Below are 26,339 nucleotides of genomic sequence, written 5' to 3'. Positions count from 1 at the left end.
GACGCTGGCCCTGTCCGGGGTCAGGGTCAGGGGCGGCTCGTGCGGCTGCGCCACTCGTCGGCCAGCAGCGCGTAGAGGTAGCCGTCCATCCACTCGCCCGACGGGTGCAGCGCGTCCTGCACGGCGTGCTGTTCCCGGCGCATCCCGACGCGTTCCATGAGGCGGTAGGAGGGGGCGTTGCCGGCGAAGCAGTCCGCCGTCACGCGATGGAGCCCCAGGTCCTCGAAGCAGATCCGCAACGCCGCCTCGACCGCCTCGGTGGCGTAACCCTGGCCGGTGTCCTCCGGTCGCAGCGCCCACCCGAGCTCGGCCTGGCTGCCCTTGGCCCGCGAAGCCAGCTGCGGGGGTGCCCAGGCGTCACCGATCTTGATCATGAGGTCGCCGATCACGGCGCCCTCGCGTTCGATGACCAGCAGGAGGTCGAGTCGCTCAGGGGCGACGAACCGCTCGTGGAAGTCCTCCGGCGGCTCGCCCAGCCACTCGGTCACCAAGGAGGAGCTGCGGTAGGAGAGCACGGCATCCGCGTCGCCGACGGTCGCCCTGCGGAGGGTCAGTCGCGCTGTGGACACTGGCCATTCGACGTCTGCGAGCTCTCTGGCCACGGTCCATTGTGCGTCACTGCCCAGCTGGTTGGCGGGTTGGTCGCCGACGCGCGGGTCAGCTCCAGAAGGCGGCGAGGGGCTCCGCCAGCGCGCGACCCTGCTCGTGGCCGCCGCGGGCGGCCTGCCGTCGGGTGGAAGGGTCCAGGGCGTTGGCGTCGAACCCGTCGCCGGCCCCTGCGTCCGGGAAGACGGTCTCGACCCGGCTGCCCCCCCGCGCGGAGGTCCTCGACCTGGCTGGCGAGGTCCATGCGCCACTCGAGCGGCATCCGGGTCCGTCCGCCGAAGGGCGACAGCACCAGCACGCGCGCGAATCCCATGGCCAGGTCTGCGTTCTCGCTGCGCCGGTAGCCGCCGTTGAGGTATCGGTCTGCTCCGATCGGGTACCCGTTGCCGGTGCTGGCCGCGACGGCGTCGACCAGGTCGATCCCGCTCTCACGGTCGAACACCACGGGCTCGCCGCTGCGGGCGTCGACGGCGGTGGCGATGATCGCGTCCGACCACTCCACGTAGTCGCGACCGGCCGCGCCCGGACCGCGTGGCCCGTCAGGTCGGCCGTCACCACCGCGGGGCCGAGGCACCTGCGCGAGGACGGCGGCATACAGGTCTCCCGGGCTCGTGCCGCTCGTGATCTGGGCCGCCACGGTCGAGCCGGCCGAGGTGCCGACGATGAGGTCGGCGGCGAGCAGGTCGACGCCCCCCTCGGCGGGGCCGGCGACCAGGCCGATCTCCCAGGCGTTACCGGCGGCCCCGCCGCCCGCGAGCACCAGCGCCCGTGCGTGGTCAGCTCTCATGCGTCACATCAGCTCGGCGAGCCGAGCCAGAGCAGGACCGGTATGCCGCGCAAGTCGTTCGTTGACCTCGTCGAGCGCCGTCGACGGGACGTACCCGGGTGGGACACGTGCAGGGTTGGTGGCCACGCCGGCAGACCACTCCTTGATGTCGGGCTCGGCCGCGACGGCGGCCGCGTTGCGACTGCCGTGGACGATCATCTGGGCCCACTCCTGCAACGAGTTCCCGTAGATGGAGGGGCTGCAGATCCGGTTCTTCTCGGCGTCGTCGGTGCGGGTGGCCTCGACGTAGCCGGTGACCGCTGCGCCGAAGGAGGGGAAACCAGCCCGCACGGTCTGGAGCGTGATCGCGTCGCGGCTCCAGATCGGCACGCGACCCGGGTTCCGCAAGCCGTCCGCGGCACAGTGCACGACGACGGCGTCAGGGTCGACGGCCACCGGGCCGTCCGCGAACAGGAGCCGTCCCCGGTCGACGGTGTGGATGTGCCCGCGCCGCACGACGTTCTCGATGGTGCGCAGCTGGTCGAGCTCCCAGGTGGCGAGGGTCGGGGTCCTGGCCATCGTCGGGGTGACCGAGCGGTCGACTCGCAGCATGACGCCGCGTTCCTCGAGCCGCACGAAGACCTCGTCGAGGTCGGCGGCGCCCAAGCTGGCCTCCATCATGTCGGCGATCGCGCCGAGGAAGATCGCCGGGTCGGGCTGGATCACGGCCCGGTTGAGCATCCACGGGTCGCGAGGGCGCACCCAGCAGATCGCCTCGGGGTCGACGCCGCGCGAGAGCAGCCAGATGACCGCATCCGTGGCGGTCTTGCCGGATCCCACGATGACGTACTGCGGGGGCGCCTCGTCGAGCATGGCCAGCGCGTTGACGGGAATGACCCTGGCGCCCTGGGCGACCCCGAACGGTGGCGGACTCTCCGCGGGGATGCTCGGGGCCAGGTAGCGGGCGTCGACGACCCGGCAGCGCTCGGGGACCTCGAAGCTCTCGCCAGAGAGGCGTGAGACGAAGGTGCGGTCGCCGAGGTACTCAGTGTTGGGGAAGAAGTCGACGCTGCCGCCGGCCACCAGCCGCTCGAGCACCTTGGCGTAGTAGGCGCAGATCTCCGCCTGGGTGGCGCGCTCCTGCAGCCCCCGCTCGGGGCCGCGCTGTTGCAGCTGCCCGTCGCCCAGCAGGGTCGACGCGACGCCGTAGAAGCAGGAGGACTGGTGCAGGCGGACGAAGGGGTAGGCCGCGAGCCAGTGGCCGCCGACGCCGTGCCGCCGGTCGACCATGGCCACGCGCACGTCCCGGTGGTCGACGAGGGCGTCGGTGAAGGCCATCCCCATGGCGCCGGCCCCCACCACCAGGTAGTCGGCTTCGACGATGCGCGTCATGCGACCACGCTGACACCGTGCGGGCGGCTCGTCCATGGTCAGATGGATGAGCCGCCCGCGTCAGTCGCGGATCAGTCGCGAGTGGCCGAGGCGCGCCTGGGGCGGCTGTGGGCGGCCAGGCTGAGGACCAGTCCGACCAGGACGGCCAACGCCCCGCCGGCGCCGGCGTACAGCAGCCCCTGGTCGACTCCGGTGTGCGGCAGGGCGCTGGGCGCGACACCCGGCTGTCCGGGGTTGCCGGTGTCACCTGTGTCACCCGTGTCGCCGGTGTCACCAGCCAGCGTGACCGTGGCCGTAGCCACGCTGGACGTGACGACGCCGTTGCTGCCGGTGCCGGCCGCGGACGCGGTGTTCACGAACGACCCCTGGGCGACGTCGAGGTCGGTGACGGTGTGTGCCGGGACCGTGCAGGTCAGCGACTCGCCGGGCGCCAGGACGGTGCCGGTGCAGGTGACCTGCCCTGCGGTCGGGTCGAGGACGGTGATGTCGCTGACCGTGGCGGTGCCCGTGTTGGCCACCTCGATGCTCCAGTCGATCCGGTCGCCGGTGTCGTTGACCTGGTTGCTGTTGACGTCGACCACATGGGCGCGCTTGGTCACCCGCAGGATGCCCTCTGCGTCGGAGCCCACCACGGTCGTCGACGGAAGTGAGCTCACCACGGGACCCGAGGGCGCCGTGCCGTTCGCCGTGGCGGTGTTCGAGACCGAGCCCTGGTCGAGGTCGGCCTGGGTGACCGCATACGTGGCGGTGCACTCGAGCTGCGCCCCGGGAGCCAGCGTCGCCGACTGCGACGGGCACGACACCGCGGACATGGCGCCGGCTCCGCTGAACTCACCCTCAGCCACCTCGACAGCGGTCAGTGTCACGTTGCCGTTGTTGGTGACGAGGAAGGTGTAGCCGATCTGGTCACCCACGGCACTGACGGCGGACGGCTCCGCCGACTTGACCAGTGACAGGGACGGCGCCTGGGCCACGGTCACCGTGGCGGTCGACGACTCGGAAGGACGGATGGGAGTGGTCGAGCCCGGAGCGGTGCCGGAGACGGTGGCGGTGTTCGTCACCGTGCCGGTGTCGACGTCGGCCTGGGTCAGCGTGTACGTCGCCGCGCAGGTGACGTCGGCGCCGGGGGCCAGCGCGGCGGCCGCACCGGGGCAGCTGATCGCCGGTGTCGTTCCCGACCCGCTGAACGCCACCTCGTCGACGGTAACGCCGGCGATGGTCACGTTGCCGGTGTTGCTGACGACGAACGTGTAGCTCACCGTCTGACCGGCAGCGTGGGCAGTCGTCGGACTGGCGCTCTTGACCACGGACAGGCTCGGTGCGGCGGGGATCGTGACCGTCGCCGTGTCCGGGGCAGACGTGACCGCGGTGGCCGAACCCCGGGGTGTGCCGTCCGCGGTCGCGGTGTTGCTGACCGACCCGGCGTCGACGTCAGCCTGGGTCAGCGAGTAGCTGGCCGTGCAGGTCGTGTGGGCCCCGGGTGCCAGGGATGCCGCAGCGGACGGGCACACGACCGGTGAGAAAGTCCCCGAGCCGGTGAAGGTGCCCTCGGTGACACCCACGGTGTCGACGGGGACGTTGCCGGTGTTGGTCACCAGGAACGAGTACGTCAGGGTGGTGCCGGCTGCGGCTGCGGCTGCGGTCGAGGGGGCGGCGGACTTCGCGATGGTCAGGCGCGGGGTCGGAGCCGTGGCGGTGGTGCTGGTCGTCGAGGGCGCCGAGGTCACCGGGCTGCTGCTCGCCGGCGGCGTGCCGGTGACCGTGGCGGAGTTGTCGACGGACCCGTTGACCACGTCGGCCGTGGTGACCGTGTAGGGGTTGTCCGCCGTGCAGATCTGCCCGGTCCCCGGCGCCAGCGTCGCGCTGGGACAGGAGACCGCGCCGACCTTTGAGTCGGTCACCGCGAGGTTCGCCATCGTGACCTCACCGGTGTTGCTGACGGTGAAGGAGTAGGCGATCTGGTCGCCGGCGTCGGTCAGGCCGTCGCCGTTGACGTCCACGGGTGGGGCGTCGTGCTTGACGATCACCAACGTGGCCGACTTGGCGGTGTTGGTGACGGTGCAGGTGTAGGCGTCGAGGGCCTGGGGGGTGAACGTCCAGTCCGGGCCGGTGCCCGACAGCGTCTCGGAGCTACCGGTGGCGGCGCCCATGCAGGTCGCGCTCCTCGTGTAGTTGCCGAGGGTAGAGCCTGAGGCCATCGCCTCGGTCAGGGTGTAGGTCCCGCCACGCGTGACGACCGTCGAGCTGCTCGTCGAGCTCGTCGCGGTGCCGGAGGTGGTGGTCGAGGTCAGGGACGTGCCGCCCGAGTCCTTCAGCGACACGGCGAACTGGTCGGCGGCGTCGATGCGGCCGGCCACCTGCTTCGCGACGCTGATCGTCGCCTCGGGGCAGCTCGTCACCGAGCTGGAGTCGTTCGCGCTGTTCGAGTCGGTCTCGTTGGCCAGGACCGTGGCGGTGTTCGTCACGCAGGTCGTGACGGTCGCTGGGGTCCGCGCCGTGATCGTGAACGTCTGCGAGGCCCCGACAGCCAACGTGCCGCTGACGCAGGTCACTTGGTTTCCACTCACCGTGCACCCACCCGTGCTGGAGGCAACGGTGGTCAGCGGTGACGGGACCGTGTCGGCGACGACGAAGCCCGAGGAGGTGCCGGCGCCCTGGTTGGTCACCTGCACCGTGTAGGTCACCGTGCTGCTGGCCGCGAGCCTGGCCGGGCCGGTCTTCGCGATCGCCAGGTCGGTCGGGATGCCCGGCGAGGAGGTGCCGTCGTTGTTGCCGTTGGGGGGGCCGGCGTTGGACGAGACGACGGTGAAGGTGGGGACGGTCGCCGACGGGTTGTTGATCTCGACCTGGTAGATCGTGCCGGTGTCGTTGTTGGAGAAGCCGAGGTTGTCGTTGCCGTAGACCCACGCGGCGCCATAGCCGCTCGCACCCGGGACGACGGCGCCGAAGAAGTCGACCGCGCCAGTCACCGGGCTGATGCGCACCATCTGCGCGCTGTTGTTCCGGTTGCCCCACAAGTAGCCGTCCTTGTAGACGAAGTCCGAGACCTCGGGGACGGCGCTCAGGTTGACCGTGCCGACGGGCAATCCCGTCGTCGGGTTGATCACCCGGATGAAGTTGGTCGAGTTGCCGAACATCACGTACAGGTTCCCGTCGGCGCCGAAGGCTCCGACGTTGTTCTCGCCGTACACGGTGCTCCCGACGCCGGTGATGACGCCGTCCTGCCCGATCCTGATGAGTGAGTTCTGGGGCAGGAAGCTGCCGTCGCTGGCATTGCCGGCGCTGCGCGAGATCGCGTAGATGAAGTTGTCGTTCGGGTTGTAGCCGATCGAGTTGTACTGGAAGTTCGCGGCCGGACCGACAGGGGTGAAGCTGGTGGTCCCGGTCTGGCTGGTGGTCGCCTGGTAGAGCCTGGTCGGGAATCCCTGGGCGATGAACACCATCGGCGCCGCCGAGTTGAACGGGTCGCCGGCGGCCGCCGAGGCGGGCAGGGCAGTCACCGCGGACAAGCCGGCCGTGACGAGCATGGTGAGCAGTGCGACGACCAAGGCCAGCGGCCGGGTATGCCGCTTGGTCCGGGCACGAGGGCGTGACGTGGCGACAGACATGATGCGCTCCTGCAAGCGTCGAGTACGGGGGGAAACACCGCCTCGGCCGCGGGTAGCGTGACCAGCGAAGTCTGCGTGGACACTATCTCCCGATTGTGCCGGACCTGACCCTCTGCACGTGATTCGGGCCGTACGGACGATATGTCGTCATTCAGTTAACATCCGTTGAATCGAGCGCATCGATGTCTGGTGGCGCTCGATGCGGACAAACTGCACCAAACACAACGGGTTTCGTCGGATCGGAAGGCGGCCAGGCCGGCGGTCACGGCGAGGACCAGCCCGAACGCACACGTCGGGGGGCACTGGCCGCTGGGGCCGACAACGGCGCAGGTCAGGGGTCTGCAGCGCCCGCGCGAGGCGTAGGGTCACGCACATGTGCAGTGATTGCTCCTCCCACTCCACCGCGACCCAGGGAGACTCCTGATGGCCTTCCTGACTCGCTACTCCGACGACCAGACGACACCCTCGGTCGGCTCTGCCCTGCGCGACCTCGCGGTCCGCGCCGCCGCCCCGGCGATCCTGCTGTGGCTCGCCATCGTCGGCGCCGGCCTGTTCATCAAGGGCCCGCTCAAGGGCCTGAACTCCGAAGACACCATCAGCAAGGACGTGCAGGGCACGCGCACCAAGACCTGGGACTCCATCACCATGGTCTGGTCCCACATCGGCAACACCGAGATCGTCATCGGCGTCTGCGTGGTCGCTGTCGCCCTGCTCTGGTGGCGCACCCGTGAGTGGTGGCGCGCCGTGGTGCCGGCGATCGCCATCGCGCTCCAGGCCACGGTGTTCGTGATCGCAACTGCCGTGGTCGGCAGGCCGCGACCGCACGTGCCCCACCTCGACCCGGCGCCGCCCACCTCGAGCTACCCCAGTGGACACGTGGGGGCGTCGACGGCCCTCTACGTGTCGTTTGCCCTTCTCGCGCAGTCGATCCAGCGCCCGGCTCTGCGTCGCCTCGTCACCACGGTCTTCCTTCTGATCCCCGTGCTGGTGGCGTACGCCCGGCTCTACCGGGGCATGCACCACCTCAGCGACATCCTGATCGGCGCCCTGAACGGCCTGGTCTGCGCCCTGCTCGCGTGGGCCTACCTCCGCCGCCGAGCCTGAACCCTGCCGAGCTGACCCGGCCGAGCCCTGACCCTGCCGAGCCTGAACCGCGCCGGCCCCTGAACCCTGCCGAGCCGAGCACCCCGGGTCCAGCCGGGAGAAGTATCGTGGGTGTCGATCCCGGCGCCCGAGCAGCGTGAAATCTCCCCGGAGCGGCGTCCCGACAGATCGAGGCCGACTGTGCCATCAGCACTGGAGCACATGAGGACGGAGCTGGGCACGATCATGTCCGGCACCGGGACGGGGCGCGAGGCCGCGGACCGCCTCTGCGTGGCGTGCGTTGACCTCCTGGAGGTCGATGGGGCGGCCATCTCGATGGTCTACGACGGGTACTCGCACGGCACGTTCGGTGCGAGCAGCGCGGCGAGCCGCCGGCTCGACGAGTTCCAGTTCACCTTCGGCGAAGGCCCCTGCCTCGATGCGGCCGCTGCGGGTGAGGCGGTGATGGCGCCCGACCTCAACGCGCCGGGTGAGCAACGCTGGCCCGGTTTCGCCGGCGCTGCCCTGGACGAGGGCATCCGGGCCGTGTTCGCGCTGCCCATCATGATCACCTCAGCCTGTGTCGGGGCGCTGGACCTGTTCCGGGCACGGCCCGGTCCACTCACCGCGGACCACCTCGCCGGGGGCATGCTCGCGGCGGAGCTGGCGACGATGCCTCTGCTCGACCTGATTGCCAGCACCCATGACGACGAGGAGCACGAGCTCGACGGAGGCCACGACGATCTCGCCGACCTCGACCGGATCGAGGTGTACCAGGCGACCGGCATGCTCATCGCGCAGCTCGACGTCAACCCCGCCGAGGCGCTGGTGCGGCTCCGAGCGCACGCGATCGCGACCGGACAGACCGCGAGCGAGGTGGCGTGGGCCATCGTCGAGCGTCGGCTCGAGCTCGAACGCGACGAACACAGAGACGCGGGTAGGCGATGACGATGGCGAACAGCAGAGAGCAGGACATCATCCGGGCCTTCGTGGACTTGTCGAACGAGCTCGTCGAGGGCTACGACCTGGTCGACCTCCTCTCCGACCTGACCGCCAACTGCGCCCGCCTCCTCGACGTCGCCTCCGCCGGCCTCCTGCTCGCTGACGGGACGGGAGTCCTGCACCTCGCCGCAGCGTCGTCCGACCGGACCCACCACCTCGAGGTGTTCCAGCTGCAGCGTGAAGAGGGGCCCTGCCTGGACTGCTTCCACGGCGGCGAGCCGGTCATCGTGCCCGACCTGTCCGAAGAGACGCACCGCTGGCCCCAGTTCGTGGGCACTGCAACGGAGGTGGGCTTCGCGTCCGTCCACGCGCTACCCATGCGGCTGCGGCACACCGTGCTTGGCACCCTGGGTCTGTTCGGGGACCGTCCTGGCCGGCTCAGCGACGACGACCTGTCCCTGGCCCAGGCCATGGTCCATGTCGCGAGCGTCGCGTTGGTCAACGAGAAGTCCGCTTCGGACCTGACGACGGTGAACACCCAGCTCCAGCACGCGTTGGTCAGCCGGGTCGCCCTCGAACAGGCCAAGGGAGTCCTCGCGCATGTCGGGGGCCTCGACATGCAGGACGCGTTCAACGTCCTTCGTCGCTACGCGCGCGACAACGGTCTCAAGCTGTCGGATGTCGCCCGCCAGATCGTCGCGCGCGAGCTGCCCGGTGAGACCTTGATCGACCACGCCAAGGCAGTCTCGATCCTGAGCTGACCGCCTGGCGCTTCGTCCGGTTGCCTGTCGGCATGCACCTCAGCTGCCTGGGGGGAACCCGCCGACGGCAGTCGCCTGCGACCAGACCTGCCGCCAGCGACCGTCGGCCCGTTCGTAGACATGGGTGTGCCAGGCGCGGTGCCGTAGCCGAGTCGACCCGGCGGCAACCTGCAGCTGCGACTCGTACGTCACCACGGCCACCTCTCCCGAGACACGCACCTCCACCGGGGTGGTCGGGTCGAAGGCCTCGTAGTCCAGGCTCCGTGACGACACCGCCCTCAGGTACTCCCTCCGTGTCTGCCGCTCGCCCGAGGGGTCGACCAGCTCGAATGTCGGTGCCAGCACCCAGCCGACGGTCTCCGCGTCCGCCGCGACGAGCGCCTTCCGCAGAGTGCGGTCGAGCTCGCTGACCTCGCGGGCCGCTGAGGCCGCCGTGGCGTCCGAGGCGTCCGCAGGGCGCAGGACGGACGAGACCCCGGCCACCGCGACCGCCACCGCCGCGAGCGCGATGGCGAGGGCGACGACCAGAAGGGGCGTTGGCGACCGCCTCGGGGAAGCCGGCTCCGGTGGCGCCGAGGACCGACGACCCGTCGCCGACGGTGACCAGGAACTCGACCGCCACTGGAGCAGGCCACGACCGGGGGTCATCCAGCACAACATGGGGTTGGCTTCGGGTCAGCGGGGCGTGTAGGCGATCAGGGCTTCACCGTCGAGGGTGAAGGTGCCGGAGTCGTCGCCGCCCTCTTGGTGGAACGTGCAGCGGTCGTGGCGGTCGTGCGCCGGTGCGGGCTTCGAGTAGTGGTCCACCGTGGTCTGCGGCACACCGCCGGTGGGCGTGAAGGTGACGGTGAAGGTGAACGAGTAGGGGTGCCCCACCTGGTTGCTGCCGACCACGAGCCCGGGCGTCCACGGCGCGTCGGCGGGCACGCTGATCGTCAGCGGCCCGAGCACGTCGCACTGCAGCAGAAGGGGCTCTCGGGGCGGATCGGCCGCGGCCGGACCAGCGAGGGCCAGGCCGAGGCCGATGGAGGCGGAGGCGGCCAGGCCGAGGCCGGCGGCCCGCAGCGCGGCAACCCGCCCGGGGCTCGGGGCTGAGGTGGGGGTGGTGTGGGTCATGGGCTTCATGGCAGGTCTCCTGTTCGTGAGTGGTCCCTCGACGGTCCGCCCGGTCGACCCACACCCGCGTCGGGCAAACCCCCCATCTTCGGAGGTCGCCCGCGGATCGGCGACGTGGGGCATATCCCCGATGCGGCAGCGGCACCCGGCATCGCAGGCTCGTGACCACTACCCGCTCCTACCCCCGGAGGTGAGCGCCGTGACGACGCCATCGCTACTCGGTCTGTCCCACGTGTCCCTCAGCGTCCGCGACCGGACCGCTGCCCGTGACTTCTGGGTCACGGTGATGGGCTTCGACGTCGTGGCCGATGAAGACGGCTACTGCTTGCTGTTCGACCACGGCACCGCTCTTGCAGTCATCCTCAGCGACCACGACCACCAGGTCGCCGACACCTTCGACGAGTGCCGCACCGGGCTGGACCACCTCGCCCTCGCGGTCCCCGACGTGGAGGGCCTGCGCAGCTGGCTCCAGCGTCTCGACCGGATGGGCGTGCCGCACTCCGAGGTCACGGAGTCCGAGGCAGGTCACCACCTGAACCTTCGCGCCCCCGATGACCTGCCGGTCGAGCTGTTCGTCATGAAACCGGAGTTCGCAGCCGGCCTCGGGGTCGACTCGACCCAGCCCGTGGCGAGCATCGGCTGATCAGCTCGGCCCTGGACCTGCCTGGTCGCCGTGCCCGAGGGCGAGCGACCTCGCCAGCTCGGTCCGGGAGCGCAGGCCCCGCTTGCGCAGCACCGCGCCGAGGTGGTGTTCGACCGTCTTCGGGCTGAGGAACAAGGCAGCCGCCACCTCGCGGTTCGTCAGCCCCTGGGCGACCAGGAGGGCGACCCGGGTCTCCTGCGAGGTCAGCGACTCTCCCGTGCCCGCACGGGTCTGGGCGTGCTCACCGGTCGCGGCGAGCTCGGCCCGCGCACGCTCGGACCACAAGGTCAGGTCCATCGCCGAGAACTCCAGCCGGGCGGCGTCGAGGTGCGTTCGGGCGTCGACGCGGCGCCCGGCCCGACGCAGTCGCATCCCGCGGAGCAACCGGGTCCTGGCTGACTCGAACCGGTCGGTCCTGGGGTCGTGCAGGGCGATCGCGCGCTCGAAGGACGCCTCGGCCGATGACAGGTCGGGTGCCACGAGCCCTTCGCACCGAGCCACCATCGCAGCCACTTGCGGCAGCATCGGGTCGGGCTGGGCGGCTCGGAACCGTGCTGACAGCTCGCGCGCCTCGTCGTCGCGGCCGAGCACCAGGTAGGCCTCGACGAGGTCGGGCGCGACCCCCAGGGGTTCGAGGAACGCGCCGACGCCGCCGAAGCGGGCGATCTGGTCCTCGAGCACCTCCACGACCGTCTCGAGGTCGCCGGCGCACAGGGCACAGGTGGCGACCACCCGCCCCAGGTGCGGTGGCATCGGGTCGAACCCGTTGGCGGCCACGACTGCACGAGCCCGGTCGAGGTGTCTCGTCGCTGCGTCATGCCGCCCTCGGTAGGCGTCCTCGAGAGCCGCGGCCTCCGACGCCGTGCCGACATCGACCCGGAGGTCCAGCGCCTCGAGGAGCTCGACCGCCTCGCCGGCCCACGCATGGGCCCGCACGTGATCGCCCATCCAGGCCAGGCCCATGGCATAGACCGACAAGGCCATCGCCAGCGCACCCAGAGCCCCGGCTTCCCGGGCTCGGGCGATCCGTCGCTCGGCGTAGGGGAGTGCGGACCAGGGGTCCATGAGGTACCTCGGGATCAGCGAGGACACGACCAGGTGGCGAGGGTCGTCGCGCAGTGCGGGGTCTGTCTCCAAAAGCTCGATCGACTTGTGCAGCAAAGGAAAACCGAGATCGAAGCGACCTTCGACGACTCGTGCAGCGCCCTCCACGTATGCCGCGAGCATGGCTTGCTCGGGGTCGTCCGGATCGGCTGCCGCCGCAGCACGATCCGCCGCGGAGAGCATTCCGGCGGTGTCGTCGAGCAGGTGGTAGGCGCCGAGCAGCTCGGCCAGGGTGCGCAGCAGCCGTCGGCCAGTGGCCACCTGCGCAGCCCGCTCGAGCAGGTCGCGACTTCCGACCAGCGTGCCGTGCGCCTGCTCGATCAGGCCGAGCGCGTACAGCACCGTGGCGCGAGGGCCCGGACCGGCGTCCGAGGCCAGCACCTCGGCCGCCAACCGGCGGGCACGACCGGTGTCGCCGCCGATGAGCGCATCGCCTGTCGCGACGGCGAGCCATTCCTGTCGTCTGACCCGTTCCGGCGCCAGCCGAGCCGCTCGCTCCATGGCCCGTGATGCTGCGGCGAACCCGTGGCGGGTGCGATCCGCCTCGGCCACGGCAGCGAGCTCCGCTGCGAGGTCCGCGTCGGGCCCGGTGGCCGCCTGGGCCCGCTGCCAGGTGCGGGCCGTGCCCGGTGGAAGGACCTGGGCGAGTCGGGCATGTGCGGACAGCCGCTCCGAGCGGGAGGCGCGGTGCCAGGCGGCGGCCCGCAGCAAGGGGTGCCGGAAGGTCAGTGACTCGTCTTCGAGCACGAGGACACCGGTCGCTCCCGACAGGCACTCCTCGACGTCCAGCCCTTCCGCGTCCAACGCCGCGAGGACCGGAGCGGGATCAGGCTCTGCGACCGCGGCACACAGGGTCGCAGCTCGCCACGACGGTGCAGAAAGGCCGGCCAGCTCGTCCACGAACACCGACCGAAGGGTGTCCGGCACCGGGAGGGTCGAAGGCAGCGGCGCGGCCCCGGCGCGTTGGGCCGGGTCGAGGACGCGTCGACACTCCACCAGCGCAAGAGGGTTGCCGCCGGTCTCCGAAACCAGGTGCGCTGTCACCTCGGCCGAGAACCCCGGCCCGAGCAGACCTCCCGCTGCCGGGGCCGGGAGACCGCGGAGCTCCAGGACGGCGATGCCCGAGAGGCGGGACGGGCGTGGTGTGCCGCTCCGATGGGTGAACACGAGGGCGACCCGGTCGTGTCCAAGTCGGCGGGCGGCGAACGCGAGCGCATCCGCCGACTCGTCATCGACCCACTGCACGTCGTCGACCGTGACCAGCACGGGGGACTGAGCGGCAGCGGCGGACAGCAGTGCGAGCGTCGCGGCTCCCACGAGGAACCGGTCGGCCCGCGAGTCGGTCGGAGGGCCCCACCCGAGAGCGTCCGTCAGAGCGGCGCCCTGCGCGGGGGAGAGCGCACCCAGATGACCGCGCACTGGGCCCAGGACGGAGAGCAGAGCTGCCCCGGGCAGCACCGACTCGGCCTCCACCCCGACCGCTGGGAGTACAGCCCACCCGCGGCTGCGAGCCTCCCCCGCGACGGCGCGCAGGAGATGTGTCTTGCCACTGCCGGGCTCTCCCGACAGCACGGTCGCCGCGGGATCGCCCGCACCTGCGACGTCGAGCAGGCCGAGCAGGGTGGAGAGCTCCGTCTCCCTACCCCACGTAGCGGAGCCGGCCCCATCGGGACCCCGCCCGGACATGACCGCACGGTACTCCCGGACCGCCGTCGCCCCACAGGTTTGCGGTGACACCCGACACCAGCCCGTGCGCCCTGCGTCAGCCGCTGCATGAGCCCGTATCACCGTCCGCGCGCGCGCCTCCTCTCGATGAGGGGATCTCGATGAGGGATCTCGATGAGGGGACCACCCTCGCCAGCCTCGCCCGTTCGTCGGGGGGACGTCGGCCCATCGCCCGATTACCCCCGGTCGCGGGGAGGCGTTCCATGGACATACCCGAGGCGACCACGAGAAGGGCGAGAGCGATGTTCGACACGACACCCGAACAGTCCAACGACCCGGTGGCCGCCTGCACGGTCGACGCCGTCCACCGGCGCGACCACCACCACGAGGGCGGTCAGGACTGCCACCCCCACCTGATCGAGGTCGTCCACCTCGGCCGGCGCGCTGTGGCCGTCTGTCACGACTGCTGCCGGGACTCGGGCTTCGTCGCGGAACGCGACGCCGACCGGCTGGCCTCGGCCCACCGCGAGGAGACGGCTGTGGACGGGGGTTCCCCCTCCTTCTCACGCGTGGCCTGAACCGCACCCGCCGTTGCTGGACCCTGCTCTCTGCGGCGAGCACGCGGCATACGCGGCCGCTGTCCGACGACGGCACTGCGGAGGTCTCCTGCCGCGGATCGGTGACCACGGGTTCGCCGCGACTCGCCGCTGATTGACCGGGATCGAAAACGCGTTGATCATGACAACACCTCGCCACGCCGGCGACTCAACCCAAGCGGCACGTGTCGTGCAGCCGACGGAGTCCACGCCCTATGAAGCCTTCTCCGAGCTTGACTGGTGGCGACCCGCACCCCACGCGTCTCCAGATCGTGGTCCTCTCGGCCTCCGTCTTCATGGCTGTCACCACCGAGCTGCTCCCCGCCGGACTGCTGCCGTGGTTGAGCAGCGACCTCGGTGTGGAGAACGACCGGGCCGGGCTGCTGGTGACCGCCTACGCCTTCGTCGTGGCGACGACGGCCCTTCCCTTGACCAAGGCGACGATTCGCTGGCCCCGCCGACGACTGATCACCGCCGTCCTCCTGGGCTATGCCGTCTCGAACGTCCTCATGGCGATCGCCGGGTCGCTCCTGGTCGCCGGTCTCGCACGACTAATCGGTGGCCTGTCGCACGCGATCCTCTTCTCGATCGTCACGGCGTATGCCGCGCGGATCGTCCGCCCGGAACGGTTGGGCGGCACCGTGGCCGTGCTGTGGCTGGGGACCGCCCTGGCCCTGCTCGTCGGGGTCCCGGCCGGCACCGCCCTGGCCGCTGCCACGGGATGGCGCCAACCGTTCGTGGTGCTCGCCGTCCTGGCCGCGGGCCTCGCCGGCTGCGCCGCCATCGTGCTCGCTCCGATCGAGACCCGGGACGCCGAGCGCGTCTCGGTGCGGAGTGTCGTCCGTACACCCGGGGTCGCCCTCGTGGCTGTCGCCACGGCCCTGGTCATGCTGGGCAACTTCATGGTCTACACCTACATCGGGCCCCTCCTGCAGTCAGCGGGGTTCGCCGAGCGGCAGATCGGCCCGGCGTTGCTGGTGCACGGGACCGCAGGTGTGGCGGGGCTCTGGTTCTCGGCACGCACGGCCGACCACCAGCCGCGTCTGGGGCTGGTCATCGCCCTGAGCCTGCTCGTCTGCTCGCTCATCGTGTTCGGGGTCGTCGGGGACACCAAGGCCGCGGCCCTCGTCGCGCTGGTCGGGTGGGGTGGCGCCTACGGGGGCCTGGCCACCTTCTTCAACGCTGCCGCGCTGCGGGCGTCGCGAGCGCATGACACCGCGACCGCACTGGTCAACATGGCCTTCAACGTCGGCATTGGCGGAGGCGCCCTGCTGGGGGCGCTCGTCCTCGGCGCAGGGGGTCAGCCCCCGGTCCACGGCCTGCTCGCCGCCGGCCTGGTCGGCGCCGGACTCGTCCTCGTCGTCCGGGGCAAGCGCAACGCCTTTCCCGCAGACCTGCGAAGACAGGAGGAGCCGGGAGCCGGGTGACGTCGGTGCCGGCGGGCGCTGGCTGGCCTGACGTCGGCGCTGGCTGGCGCTGGCTGGCCTGACGTCGGGGCTGGCTGGCCGCTGGCGAGTGTCCGCGGTGTCCCGCCAACCGTGGCGGGGGCGGAACCGAGCTCCGCAACGGTCGTCTGCCCGCCCGACGCCGAGCATTGTCACGGCCCGGAGCCACTCCCTACACTGCGAATCGGGGAGGGGGTGTCGATGGCTGATCCGCATCTCGGTGGCGCGCAGTTCTGGGTGCACGGTCACTCCGGGCGGCTCCAGACCGCGCACCTGTGGCGGACCGAGGTGATCGGCTACTACCTGCGACTCAAGGCCGAGGGCCCGAACGAGGCCTGGCTGCACTACGCCCCCCCCACGATCGTGACGCCCCACACGCGGCTCACCTCGGTGCTGATCGAGATGGTGACCCTGGGCGGGGCGAGGGTCGACAAGGTGCACGTGTGGGCGGGAGCGCGGCAGCTGGTCCTCGAGGACGACCTCGGACTGTCCAGCGACAAGGGCGAGGCGACCCACCTCGACGAAGAGGGCCTGGACTTCGGCCGGTTCGAGATCAAGGTCAACGACCCCCCGCCGGTGCGCACCGGTGTGGCGGTCTCGTTGTTGATCGTCGCCAAGGCGCGCCTCGATGCCGTGGCCATCTCGGCCGTGGGTCTGTCCCTGACGACGGAGTGACACGAAAGCTTTACGGGCGCAACGAGATTCAGGAGGATCGGATGAGCGGATTGGCGGAGCGAATCACCGCACAGGTGCGCAAGGACCTGAGCCACCACATGGTCTACCCGCCCGGTGTCCCGCTGGCCCTGGGCGACATCGTGGAGAAGTCCGGAGGCATCTGGGTGCCGATCGGCAACATCGCCAAGGACCTCGGGATCACCCTCGAGACGACCGAGGACGAGTCGGCCGGTGACTGGGAGTCCACCTCCGAGCGCGGCTACGACATCCAGGTAAAGCTGGCCGGCCAGCCTGCGCCCGCGTTCAAGTTCCTCGCCGACGCCGAAGCCGGCATCAAGCTGACGCTGAAGGGGGAGAACGCCTTCGTGCTGAGCATGTCGAAGGTGCGGATCAACCGGATCGCCTCGGTCGACGCGTTCTGGAACGAGGTGAAGGGCAAGCGCGGGTTCTGGAACTGGGACCTGTCCCGTCGGATCGTCACGAGGGTGGTCACCAGTGAGGCGACGACCTTCCTGGCCAGCGCCACGGCCGACACGGCGTTCGAGATGAGCGCCAAGGCCGACGTGCGGGCCGGCGTGGTCAGCGTGGCCGACCTCTCGACCGAGCTCACGCTGCGGTCGACCATGTCGGCGAGGGATCGTTTCGTCACCGACCAGGCCGCCACGCCGCTCTTCGGTGCCCACCGGGTGAAGCTGCTGAGCCACGACCTGGGCATGGCGTCGACCGAGTCGGAGCGTCTCGACGAGACGGGACTGACCGACGCCGACAACGACACCGGCGACGAGTAGCCCCCTCTCGATCCACATCGACGGCGAGGAAGCGACATGGCAGGGATCCCCCCGGAGGAAGCGGAGCGCTTCCTGGTCCGCGAGCGCATCGACTACGACGCGACCGACTGCCCGGTGCGCTACGAGGTGTGGAGGGAGTACGCACTGAACGGTCCGCAAGCGCGTCCCCACCTCCTGCTCGAACGCGCGACCGAACGGCAGGCGCCGGGGCAGTCCAGCGACGCGCACGCGACCCAGACCGGGATGAGCACCTCCGACCTGGCCACCGAGATCGCCCGGCGCCTCCGCCGGGCCCGAGCCCGCCAGCCCGACGTGGATCAGCCGCAGCCGCGGGCAGTGACGATCAGCCTGCAGGAGCCCGGCCAGCCACCTCGACCCTTCGACGGACCGGCGACGGACGACGAGTCGGGCACCGAGAGCGACGAGCTGGCTCTTCCGCACTTCGGCGACTGGATCGTGATCGAGCCCAACCTCGTCGAGCTGGTCATGGTGGTGCTGCCGCTCACCACCTGGAACCCGGTGCTGCGTGCGGGTCTGGCGCAGGACGAGAGGTCCCTGGCCCGCATCATGGAGCCGCCCACGGCACGACGGGCCCTCACGCCGCTCGAAGGGGCGCGCCCGGTGGACCCGAGGGTGTCGTGGTTGTTCCGCTTCCTGGGGCGCCTGTGGGGATGGGATCCCGACCTGGCGGGCGAGCGGCTGCGAGGTGCCCAGTGGGCCCTCAAGCACCTGGGTGAGGTCCACCTGGCCCAGCAGGAGCTCGAGCCGAACGGGGTACGCGACCTGAGCGGCTACATCGCGTCGGTCAACTTCGACCGGACGGTCTCCACGGCCGTCTCCTACTCGGGCCGCACCGTCAAGGCCGACGTCGCGCGCAAGGCGTTCCACATCGACTGTTCGCACCTCACCTGGGCGGTGATCGACTCGGGGATCGACGCGCGACACCCGGCCTTCCGGGCGTGGGGCAAGGATGAGGATGAGCCCTTCCGGACCCGGGTCGTGAAGACGCTCGACTTCACCAGGATCAAGATGGCCGACTTCACGGCGCTGCAGCGTGGTGACGACTTCGTCAACCGGTTGGAGCGGACCATCGGGATCGCGGCGCCGACCAGCGCCGAGGACGAGTCCGGCTACACGGCGCCCACCAACAGCCACGGCACCCACGTCGCCGGGATCCTCGCGGGAAACTGGTCCGGCGCCGAGGACCACCAGGACGTCCGTGGCGTCTGCCCCGACCTCAAGCTGTGGGACCTGCGGGTCGTCGGGGAGTCGGGAGACGGCCTGGAGTCCAGGCTGCTGATGGCCTTGCAGTACATCCGGGAGGTGAACGCCCAAGGCGGGGAGGCGTTGCAAGTCGCGGGCGTCAACCTGAGCCTGTCGGTCCCCTACAACCCCAGGGCTTATGCCTGCGGCTGGACCCCGGTCTGCCAGGAGGCCCGCAGGCTCGTCCGATCGGGCGTGGTCGTCGTCGCAGCCGCGGGCAACAGCGGCTTCGACCAGACGGACGGCGGCCCGGCCAGTGCCGGCACCGGGTTCCAGGTGGTGGGCATCACGGACCCGGGCAACGCGGCGGAGGTGATCACCGTGGGCGCGACCCATCGGTTCCAGCCGGACCGCTACGGAGCGAGCTTCTTCTCCAGCAAGGGCCCGACCGCCGACGGACGGCTGAAGCCCGACCTGCTCGCCCCCGGTGAGGGCATCTACTCCGCGGTCGGTCGCAAGGACTTCGCCGCGAAGGACGGCACCAGCCAGGCCGCGCCGCACGTCTCCGGGGCTGCCGCGCTGTTGATCGGGCGCAACTCCGAGCTCCTGGGCGAGCCGGAGCGGGTGAAGCACCTGCTCGTGTCGAGCGCCACCGACCTCGGTCGCGACCGCAACTTCCAGGGCAGCGGGCTGCTCGACGTCTTCCGTGCACTGCAGGCGCTGTAGCCGTGCCACGTCGAGGGGAGCGCTCATGACGCTGGTGCTGGGGATCAACGGGCTGACCGGACTCCATGACCGCCATGACCCCGGCGCGGCCCTCGTCGCCGACGACCTCGTCGTCGCGGCCGTGGAGGAGGAGCGGCTCAACCGGGTCAAGCGGGCCGTCGGGTTCGCGCCGGAGCAGAGCGTGCGAGAGGTCCTGCGGATCGGCGGGTTCGACCTGGACGACGTGGACGTCGTCGCCTACCCGTGGTCGCCCACCCCCATCGGCGAGCCGGAGCACGAGGTGGCGACCCTGGTCGTCGACTGGTTCCGGCAGCTCGGACGTCGACGTCCGCTCGAGGTGCGGTTCATCGAGCACCACGCGGCCCACGCCTGGTGCGGCTACGCGTTCGCCCCCGCGGCCAGTCGGACCGCCTCGATGGGCTTCCTGGTGCTCGACGGGTCGGGCGAGACGACCTCCGGCGCCGCGTTCCTCCTGCGGGACGATGGCCTCGAACGGCTGTGGAACGTGGCCCAGGCCACCTCCCTCGGCGGCTACTACGAGGCGCTCACCCAGCACGTCGGATTCGCCCTCGGGGAGGAGGGCAAGACCATGGGGCTGGCGTCCTACGGCAACCCGCGCGAGGAGCTGGCCGTGCCGGTCCTGCCCGACCTGCGCTTCCCCGGTGAGCTTCCGACGCGCACCCACGACGCGACGCTGACCCCGTCGTCCTTCCGTGAGCTGCGGTCCCGCCTGCTGCAGTCCTTCGAGGTGTGTTGTCCGCAGGTGGGCACCTTCCAGGCTCGTGCCGATGTCGCGTTGGCCGCGGAGCGCTACGTGGGCGAGCGGGTCCTGGCCTACGCGCACGAGCTGATCCCGCAGGTCGACACCCTGGTCTACAGCGGCGGAGTCGCCCTCAACTGCACCCTCAACGCCGAGCTGGCGAAGGACTGCCGGGCCGCGCGGGTCGACCTGGTGATCCCCCCGTCCGCCAGCGACACCGGCGTCGCGCTCGGTGCGGCGGTGGCCGTCGCGGTCCACGAGGGCCACCGTCCGAGACCGACCGAGCCCTACCTGGGGCGGACCCACGCGACCGAGGCGGTGGTGGCCGCCGCGGCGCAGGAGGGACTGGTCGTCGAGGAGCTGTCAATCGATGATCTTGCGTCGGCCCTGGTGGCCGACTCGACGCTGTGCGGCTGGTTCGAAGGGCGCAGCGAGGTGGGGCCGCGGGCCCTGGGTCGACGCAGCATCATCGCGCGCCCCGACGACGCCGGGGTCCGCGACAAGCTCAACCGCGTCAAGGGTCGGGAGGGCTGGCGCCCCCTTGCCCCGTCCCTCACGGCGGTCGAGTTCGAGCGGTCGTTCCCGGGAGAGGTCCCCTCACCCCACATGCTCGTCGCGGCGAACGCTGCCCCCGAGGCGGCGGCACGACTGGCAGGGGTGGTGCACGTCGACGGCAGCGCCCGCGCGCAGGTCGTCGAGGACGAGGGTCCCTACCACCAGCTGCTCGTCGCGATGGGTGCGCAGGCCGGGTCCGAGGCCGTCACGTGCACCTCCTTCAACCGCGCAGGAGAGCCCATGGTCTACACCCCTCGGGACGCCCTGCTCAGTGCTCGCCGGATGGGGCTGGACCTGCTGGCCGGCCCGGGGTGGGCAGTGCGGTTGGGCTGAGTCAGCCCCGCGACGCCCGACGTCGTCCGCCGCACGACCAGCCGACTCAGGCCGGGCGCACCGTCAACGAGGTGTCCTGGGTGGAGCGCACCGTGTGCGACGAACCGTCGAGGACCAGCCGCCGCGCCGTCCGCCACGACCACCGCCGGTCCTCGCGCCGCAGCAGCACCAGCGTCAGGGTCGGGGCCTGCAGCTCGATGCGGGGGTGGACGACGCTGGACAGTCGTGCGCAGATGTCGTCGGCAGGCACCTCCCCGTTGGCATAGGCGATGCTGATGTGCGGGTCGAACCCGTGCGTGGGCTCCGGCAGCTTGTGGAGGGGGCGGCCGCCCAGGACGCCGTCAGCAGCGTCGAGGATCAGGTTCCTGATCTCCACCAGGGGCTCGGCCGGCCGCAGCGGGAGGAAGATGGCGTCGGTGTCCAGCTCGGGTGGCTCCAGCGTCATCGCAGGAAGGGCGACCTTCTGGATCGCGCGGGCCACTTCCTCGAAGATCCGGTGCGCGCTGACGGGGTCGATCTCGTCGGCGAAGTCCAGGCCGTGCACGGTGGCGTGCAGCCACTTCTCCTGGATCAGGTCGAGGTGTGGCAGCCCCACCAAGGTCTGTTGGTAGGAGCGGACCAGCGCGTGCGCCGAGGTGTCGCGCGGGATCGTGATGTAGAAGGTCCAGAGCTCTCGGCCAGGTCGCCAGTGCGGCGAGTCGGTCCAGTGGTTCACCAGATGGGTCAGAGTCAACGGGACCCCGGGGTGTCGTGGCGCAGCCAGGTCATGCACAAATGGTGGCACCCCGAGGCCGGAACAGCACAACCACACGCCGGTGTCGTTCCCGTGAACAGCGCACGGACCCGGGGTCGAGAACCGACGAGGGCCCTGAGGGAAAGGCGTGTCGGGACCCTCGTTTCGCGTGAGCCGGTGACGAGAGCCCAGCGGATCTCAATCGCGGGCCCTCAGCAGAGCCTCCAACGATTGGGCCTCCTCGCGACACGCCGCGCAGCCAAGAAGGTGCCTGTCCATGGCCGGGTCGTGGTGCTCGGAGTCGCCGAGCAGCGCTTCGACATGGGTGTCCATGCGGTCAAAGCACTCGTCGCAGGACAGCCATGGCGTCGTGTCGAGCAGAAGGGCGTCGACGGCCTCGGGCGTGAGGTCGCCGAGGCGGAGGGGCGGAGTCGCGTCGTTCATGGCATGCCTGCCGTGCGGGTGGTGGGCGTGTTGGCCCGAGACGGGTTGTTCTCCGTGGCTTCGGACAGGTAGCCGCGGTGGGTGAGCTCTGCGCGGAGACGAGCTCGGGCATCGTGGACCGTCTTGTAGAGCGCGCCTCGGGTGGTGCCGAGCCGCTGCGCCAGCACGTCGATGGCTATGCCGTCGACGAGCAGGGCGATCGCGATGCGCCGCTGGTAGGGGGTGAGACAGGTCCTCATCGCCTCCGCCAGCGCGCGGGCGAGGTCACTGCCCTCGGCATGGAGCTCGGGGCTGTCCTGACCACCGGCCGGGCGATGCAGCAGGTCGAGGTCGCGCAGCTCGACCTCACGATGCTGCCACTGGAGTCGGCGGACGTCGGTGGCGGCCTGCAGGACGGCGAACTTGAAGGCCCACGTGGTGAACCTGCTCCGCCCCTCGAAGGTGTGCACCTTTCGGAGCAGCGTCGCCATGGCCTCGTCCGCAGCCTGGTTGACGATGAGGTCGACGGTGCCGGGCGATGCGTCGGGTAGGGCGCTACGCATGCGCCACACCTGGTGTGCGGCCGCGCGCAGCATCAGATCGTGCAGCTGGCGCATGGCCAGGGGCTGCCCGGGCCCGGCGGTCGTGAGCGCTCGCACCCAGTCGGTCGGCTCTCCCTGGGCATCCAGCCCAGCTGTACCTTCAGCACGTCCTGACCGGGCATCGGCTGGCTCGCGACGAGCTCCCGAGGACCGTTCCTCGTCGCGGCTGACGGCAGTCACCACGACGCCACGGTGTCGTCGGCCGGCGACAGGATGCGTGCGGCAAGCTCAGGCGGACATCCGGCGTCCACCAGCTGCAGAAGTGCATGAAGGTCGACTCGTTGCGAGGCCAGCGCGGTGGCCAGGGCGACCGGGAACCCGGCCTCGCGAAGGCGGCACGCGCGCCAAGCCACGACGTCGACCGGACGTCCGGCCGTCCTGCAGGGCCCGGCGGTACGGGTCGGGTTGATGGTCATGACTGTTTGCTGCGCCAACCCCTCAGGTTCATACCCGCGAGTGAGGCGCCGGTAAGACGTCCGGGCACGAGGCCGACTAACACCCTGTCAGCCTCCCACGGAGCTGCCACGGCGTCACCGCCGTGGGCTGCGGTGGCATCACCGCCGCACAGTCCGGTGGGGGGACACCGCACACCCGACTGTTGGAGACCACCATGGCCGCGACCGCCCAGACCACCACCAACCAGACCCGGCCACTGCGCCACCGGGACGCCACGTACCAGGCCTTCATGGTGCTGCGCGCCGCCTTCGTCGTCGCTCCGGTCGTGTTCGGGTTGGACAAGTTCCCGAACCTGTTGGTCCAGTGGGACAAGTACCTGGCACCGGTGCTTTCCCGACCGTTGCCCGTGACCCCACACCAGGCGATGTATGCCGTGGGAGTCATCGAGATCGTCGCCGGGCTCCTCGTCGCCTTCCATCCCCGCCTCGGCGCGCTGGTGGTGACCGCGTGGTTGGGCGGCATCATCGTGAACCTGCTGCTGATCCCCGGCTACTACGACGTGGCACTGCGGGACTTCGGGCTCCTGCTGGCCGCCATCGCCCTGCAGAGGCTCGCCACCAGGTACGACGCTCGGCCCACCCTGTGGCCCTTGCGCAGGGGGTAGCAGACATGACCATCGACGGCACGGCAGCGCGGGAACGATCCGGTGGCACCGCATTCGTCCTGACCGGCGGCGGGAGCCTGGGCGCCGTGCAGGTGGGGATGATGACGACTCTGCACGAGCATGGCATCCACCCCGATCTCCTGATCGGCACATCGGTCGGCGCCGTCAACGCCGCATACCTCGCCGGACCGGGCACCACCGCTCAACGAGTCGGCCAGTTGGCAGCCCTGTGGTCAGGGATGCGTCGGCGCGACGTCTTCGTGCCCGACCCTCGTCGCTGGGCCCGTGCCGCCTTCGGCGGAACAACCTCGATGTTCTCGGCGGAACCGCTGCGCAGACTCCTCGAGCTGCACCTCGGTTATGACGCGCTCGAGGATGCGCGTCTGGGTCTGGCCGTGACCGCCACCGACATCGTCACCGGTGGGCCGCGGTTCCTCAGCAGCGGCGCCGTCGTCGACGCCGTGACGGCCAGCGCTGCAGTCCCCGGACTCCTGCCTCCTGTGCACCGAGGCGGTCGAACCCTGGTCGATGGAGCGGTTGGGCACGCCGGTGCACTCGCCTACGCCGAAGCCCGAGGCATGGATGACATCTACTTGCTGCCGGCTGGCTACCCCTGCGCCGGGCCGCCGCCGAGCAGCGCTCTCGGGGTGGGTCTCACGGCCCTGAACCTGCTCCTGCACCGGCAGCTGATCGAGGAGGTGCACGCCTACTCAGGACGAGCCCGGCTGCACATCGTCCCACCGCTGTGTCCCCTGGCCATCTCGGCTGCCGACTTCTCGCAGGCCGACACCCTGATGCGCCGCGCCGGCGCCAGCGCCGGCCATTGGCTTGACCGGTCCGACCCGTTGGCCGCGCCGGCCGGTCGAACCACCGGCAACGGCGACGACGAGGTCCTCGCCTTCCATGGACCGCACCGCCGCGCCGCCGGGCCCGGTCGTCCCGACGACGGCGCGCCGACCCGTTTGCCCGCCACACGGCATACCACCGCGTGACGCCCCTCTCCGGCTCCCTCCGGACGCCCCCGAAAGGACGACTTCCTTGAGCACTTCAGCTTCCGCCGGCCCGACCAACCAGCCTCTCGGATCGCAAAGAAGGCAAGCCCACGCTGACGACAGCCACAGCGGAGGCCGCCGCCCACGCGGCGCGTGGAACGGTACCGGGGCCATGGCCGAGCCGGACCTGGTGGCCGCGACGGCCGCAGCCCACTGCCTGCTGACGTCGCTCGGGGTGGAGCTCTACAGCGAGTCGATGGCCAAGACCCCGCAGCGCATGGCCGCAGCGTTGGTCGAGCTGCTGACCCCGCGACCGTTCCAGCCGACGACCTTCCCGAATGACGGCGGATACGACGAGCTCATCGTGGCCCGGGGCATCCCGGTGCGGTCGCTGTGCGAGCACCACATGCTGCCGTTCGTGGGGATCGCACACATCGGGTACCTGCCCGGGGAGCGCATCCTCGGCCTCTCGAAGCTGGCCCGTGTCATGGAGCACTTCTCGCGCCGGCCCCAGGTCCAGGAGCGCCTGACCACCCAGGTCTCCGCTTGGCTGCGTGACCAGCTGGGGGCGGCCGGAGTCGGCGTCGTCATCGAGGCCGAACACCTGTGCATGACCCTGCGCGGAGTCCAGGCGCCCGGTACGACCACGGTCACCTCGAGCCTGCTCGGGGTGCTTCGCGAGGACGCCCGCACCCGTTCGGAGTTCCTCGCTCTCACCCATTCGACACGCTGACGGGTGTCGAATGGGGACGACCCCGGGCCTGGCCTGGAGCCGGTGACGAGAGCCGTCGCTGGAGGGGCTCGCTTCGCTCGCGGCGGCTCCTCCCGATTCTCGGCATCCTTCCGAGTCCGATGCCAGAGGCCCCCAGACGAAAAGCGTGTCTGGGGGCCTCTGGCATCGGAGCCGGTGACGAGAATCGAACTCGCGTGTCCAGCTTGGGAAGCTGGCGCTCTACCATTGAGCTACACCGGCGCACCCCACCGAAGTGGGACGAGCACCGCCCGGAGGGCGGTGCGGCAGGAAGTCTAACCGAACGCGCGCGCGAGACGGACGGCCCCCGGCATACCCCTCGCGTTAGTCTCTCACCGTGCTGCTGAGCGACCGCGACATCAAGGCCGAGATCGACAACGGGCGAGTCGTCCTCGACCCCTGGGACCCGGAGATGGTCCAGCCGTCGAGCATCGACGTGCGCCTGGACCGCTACTTCCGGTTGTTCGACAACCACAAGTACCCGTTCATCGACCCCGCCGAGGACCAGCCCGACCTCACCCGGCTGGTCGAGGTCGACAAGGGGGAGCCGTTCATCCTGCACCCCGGCGAGTTCGTGCTCGGGTCGATCTTCGAGACGGTGACGCTCCCCGACGACGTCGCGGCTCGCGTCGAGGGCAAGTCCAGCCTCGGCCGCCTCGGCCTGCTCACCCACGCGACGGCCGGCTTCGTGGACCCCGGCTTCACCGGCCACGTCACCCTCGAGCTGAGCAACGTCGCCACCCTGCCGATCAAGCTGTGGCCCGGCATGAAGATCGGCCAGCTCTGCTTCTTCCGGCTGAGCTCGCCCGTCGAGAACCCCTACGGCTCGGCCAAGTACGGCTCGCACTACCAGGGCCAGCGCGGCCCGACCGCGAGCCGGTCGTTCAAGAACTTCCACACCACCGACGTCTGACCGCTGCCGAGGTATGCCGCGTGCTCACCCAGAGCGCGCCTCCCAGCACCGCGTCGCGAGCGCGCCACAGGTGCGACGAACGTGTGCTCGCGCGCGTT

At 70.7% G+C, this 26,339-nt stretch carries 25 protein-coding genes and 1 tRNA gene; 14 read left to right on the top strand and 12 right to left on the bottom strand.

The window, feature by feature from the left end:
- Positions 1–26 precede the first annotated feature (26 nt).
- The 4 genes from ABD262_RS12340 to ABD262_RS12325 all read right to left on the bottom strand — a co-directional run bounded on the left by ABD262_RS12340 (position 27) and on the right by ABD262_RS12325 (position 6,372).
- Positions 27–569 (bottom strand): GNAT family N-acetyltransferase, encoded by a 543-nt coding sequence (locus ABD262_RS12340; RefSeq protein WP_344136357.1) that lies wholly within the window; start codon positions 567–569, stop codon positions 27–29.
- Entirely contained in the window at positions 551–1,393 is an 843-nt protein-coding gene (locus tag ABD262_RS12335) for a patatin-like phospholipase family protein (RefSeq protein WP_344136354.1), read from the bottom strand. The genes ABD262_RS12340 and ABD262_RS12335 overlap by 19 nt, the downstream gene beginning before the upstream one ends.
- A gap of 3 nt (positions 1,394–1,396) precedes the next feature.
- Complete coding sequence (locus ABD262_RS12330) at positions 1,397–2,764, bottom strand: NAD(P)-binding protein (RefSeq protein WP_344136351.1); 1,368 nt, start codon at positions 2,762–2,764, stop codon at positions 1,397–1,399.
- A gap of 71 nt (positions 2,765–2,835) precedes the next feature.
- Positions 2,836–6,372, bottom strand: a complete 3,537-nt coding sequence (locus ABD262_RS12325; RefSeq protein WP_344136348.1) for a DUF7507 domain-containing protein — start codon at positions 6,370–6,372, stop codon at positions 2,836–2,838.
- 423 nt (positions 6,373–6,795) lie between these two features.
- Here ABD262_RS12325 and ABD262_RS12320 point away from each other — a divergent pair, with 423 nt between their 5' ends.
- The 3 genes from ABD262_RS12320 (at position 6,796) to ABD262_RS12310 (ending at position 9,158) form a co-directional block, all read left to right on the top strand.
- Positions 6,796–7,476: a phosphatase PAP2 family protein gene (locus tag ABD262_RS12320; RefSeq protein ID WP_344136344.1), complete on the top strand. Its 681-nt coding sequence runs from the start codon at positions 6,796–6,798 to the stop codon at positions 7,474–7,476.
- A 201-nt stretch (positions 7,477–7,677) separates the two neighbouring features.
- Positions 7,678–8,403 (top strand): ANTAR domain-containing protein, encoded by a 726-nt coding sequence (locus tag ABD262_RS12315; protein ID WP_344136341.1) that lies wholly within the window; start codon positions 7,678–7,680, stop codon positions 8,401–8,403.
- Between the two features lie 2 nt (positions 8,404–8,405).
- Positions 8,406–9,158, top strand: coding sequence for a GAF and ANTAR domain-containing protein (locus ABD262_RS12310; RefSeq protein ID WP_344136338.1), 753 nt, complete (start codon positions 8,406–8,408; stop codon positions 9,156–9,158).
- Between the two features lie 39 nt (positions 9,159–9,197).
- Here the strand turns inward: ABD262_RS12310 and ABD262_RS12305 are convergent, their stop codons facing one another.
- Together ABD262_RS12305 and ABD262_RS12300 are read right to left on the bottom strand one after the other, a co-directional pair.
- Positions 9,198–9,806: a nuclear transport factor 2 family protein gene (locus ABD262_RS12305; protein ID WP_344136334.1), complete on the bottom strand. Its 609-nt coding sequence runs from the start codon at positions 9,804–9,806 to the stop codon at positions 9,198–9,200.
- Between the two features lie 27 nt (positions 9,807–9,833).
- Positions 9,834–10,283, bottom strand: a complete 450-nt coding sequence (locus ABD262_RS12300; protein ID WP_344136331.1) for a hypothetical protein — start codon at positions 10,281–10,283, stop codon at positions 9,834–9,836.
- 190 nt (positions 10,284–10,473) lie between these two features.
- On the opposite strand from ABD262_RS12300, the gene ABD262_RS12295 reads away from it, so the two are divergent.
- A complete protein-coding gene (locus ABD262_RS12295) occupies positions 10,474–10,917 on the top strand; it encodes a VOC family protein (protein WP_344136328.1) in 444 nt (147 codons plus the stop codon).
- Here ABD262_RS12295 and ABD262_RS12290 read toward each other — a convergent pair whose 3' ends face one another.
- On the bottom strand, positions 10,918–13,707 hold the full coding sequence (locus ABD262_RS12290) for a helix-turn-helix transcriptional regulator (protein WP_344136325.1): 2,790 nt from the start codon (positions 13,705–13,707) through the stop codon (positions 10,918–10,920).
- Positions 13,708–13,988: 281 nt separating this feature from the next.
- On the opposite strand from ABD262_RS12290, the gene ABD262_RS12285 reads away from it, so the two are divergent.
- From ABD262_RS12285 to ABD262_RS12260, 6 genes are all read left to right on the top strand, one after another.
- A complete protein-coding gene (locus ABD262_RS12285) occupies positions 13,989–14,264 on the top strand; it encodes a hypothetical protein (protein WP_344136322.1) in 276 nt (91 codons plus the stop codon).
- 233 nt (positions 14,265–14,497) lie between these two features.
- Positions 14,498–15,709: an MFS transporter gene (locus tag ABD262_RS12280; protein ID WP_344136319.1), complete on the top strand. Its 1,212-nt coding sequence runs from the start codon at positions 14,498–14,500 to the stop codon at positions 15,707–15,709.
- Positions 15,710–15,928: 219 nt separating this feature from the next.
- Positions 15,929–16,402: a hypothetical protein gene (locus ABD262_RS12275; RefSeq protein WP_344136316.1), complete on the top strand. Its 474-nt coding sequence runs from the start codon at positions 15,929–15,931 to the stop codon at positions 16,400–16,402.
- 41 nt (positions 16,403–16,443) lie between these two features.
- Positions 16,444–17,190, top strand: a complete 747-nt coding sequence (locus ABD262_RS12270) for a hypothetical protein (RefSeq protein ID WP_344136314.1) — start codon at positions 16,444–16,446, stop codon at positions 17,188–17,190.
- 36 nt (positions 17,191–17,226) lie between these two features.
- Positions 17,227–19,119, top strand: a complete 1,893-nt coding sequence (locus ABD262_RS12265; RefSeq protein WP_344136311.1) for a S8 family peptidase — start codon at positions 17,227–17,229, stop codon at positions 19,117–19,119.
- Between the two features lie 25 nt (positions 19,120–19,144).
- Positions 19,145–20,767 (top strand): carbamoyltransferase C-terminal domain-containing protein, encoded by a 1,623-nt coding sequence (locus ABD262_RS12260; RefSeq protein ID WP_344136308.1) that lies wholly within the window; start codon positions 19,145–19,147, stop codon positions 20,765–20,767.
- A 46-nt stretch (positions 20,768–20,813) separates the two neighbouring features.
- On the opposite strand, the gene ABD262_RS12255 is transcribed toward ABD262_RS12260, so the two are convergent.
- The 4 genes from ABD262_RS12255 to ABD262_RS12240 all read right to left on the bottom strand — a co-directional run bounded on the left by ABD262_RS12255 (position 20,814) and on the right by ABD262_RS12240 (position 22,941).
- Positions 20,814–21,482 carry a 2'-5' RNA ligase family protein gene (locus tag ABD262_RS12255; protein WP_344136304.1) on the bottom strand — a complete coding sequence of 223 codons (669 nt, stop codon included), beginning with the start codon at positions 21,480–21,482 and terminating at the stop codon, positions 20,814–20,816.
- A 216-nt stretch (positions 21,483–21,698) separates the two neighbouring features.
- Entirely contained in the window at positions 21,699–21,944 is a 246-nt protein-coding gene (locus ABD262_RS12250) for a hypothetical protein (RefSeq protein ID WP_344136301.1), read from the bottom strand.
- The gene (locus ABD262_RS12245) at positions 21,941–22,486 is read right to left on the bottom strand and encodes an RNA polymerase sigma factor (RefSeq protein WP_344136298.1); all 546 of its coding nucleotides are present in this window, start codon (positions 22,484–22,486) and stop codon (positions 21,941–21,943) included. Before ABD262_RS12245 ends, ABD262_RS12250 begins: the two co-directional genes overlap by 4 nt.
- A 215-nt stretch (positions 22,487–22,701) precedes the next feature.
- Positions 22,702–22,941, bottom strand: coding sequence for a hypothetical protein (locus ABD262_RS12240; RefSeq protein WP_344136295.1), 240 nt, complete (start codon positions 22,939–22,941; stop codon positions 22,702–22,704).
- Between the two features lie 194 nt (positions 22,942–23,135).
- Here ABD262_RS12240 and ABD262_RS12235 point away from each other — a divergent pair, with 194 nt between their 5' ends.
- The 3 genes from ABD262_RS12235 (at position 23,136) to folE (ending at position 25,310) form a co-directional block, all read left to right on the top strand.
- Positions 23,136–23,585 (top strand): hypothetical protein, encoded by a 450-nt coding sequence (locus tag ABD262_RS12235; RefSeq protein WP_344136292.1) that lies wholly within the window; start codon positions 23,136–23,138, stop codon positions 23,583–23,585.
- A gap of 5 nt (positions 23,586–23,590) precedes the next feature.
- Complete coding sequence (locus ABD262_RS12230) at positions 23,591–24,577, top strand: patatin-like phospholipase family protein (RefSeq protein WP_344136289.1); 987 nt, start codon at positions 23,591–23,593, stop codon at positions 24,575–24,577.
- A gap of 172 nt (positions 24,578–24,749) precedes the next feature.
- Positions 24,750–25,310, top strand: coding sequence for a GTP cyclohydrolase I (gene folE, locus ABD262_RS12225; RefSeq protein WP_344136286.1), 561 nt, complete (start codon positions 24,750–24,752; stop codon positions 25,308–25,310).
- 169 nt (positions 25,311–25,479) lie between these two features.
- On the opposite strand, the gene ABD262_RS12220 is transcribed toward folE, so the two are convergent.
- Positions 25,480–25,550: transfer RNA gene (locus ABD262_RS12220), tRNA-Gly, on the bottom strand.
- Between the two features lie 115 nt (positions 25,551–25,665).
- Between ABD262_RS12220 and dcd the strand changes: the two genes are divergently transcribed.
- Positions 25,666–26,241: a dCTP deaminase gene (gene dcd / locus ABD262_RS12215; protein ID WP_057378595.1), complete on the top strand. Its 576-nt coding sequence runs from the start codon at positions 25,666–25,668 to the stop codon at positions 26,239–26,241.
- Positions 26,242–26,339 lie beyond the last annotated feature (98 nt).

This window comes from Pedococcus bigeumensis, assembly GCF_039531795.1.
In the GTDB taxonomy this organism is placed as follows: domain Bacteria; phylum Actinomycetota; class Actinomycetes; order Actinomycetales; family Dermatophilaceae; genus Pedococcus; species Pedococcus bigeumensis.
Note: the sequence above shows the minus strand (reverse complement) of the source record. Positions and strands in the feature narration are given on the sequence as shown.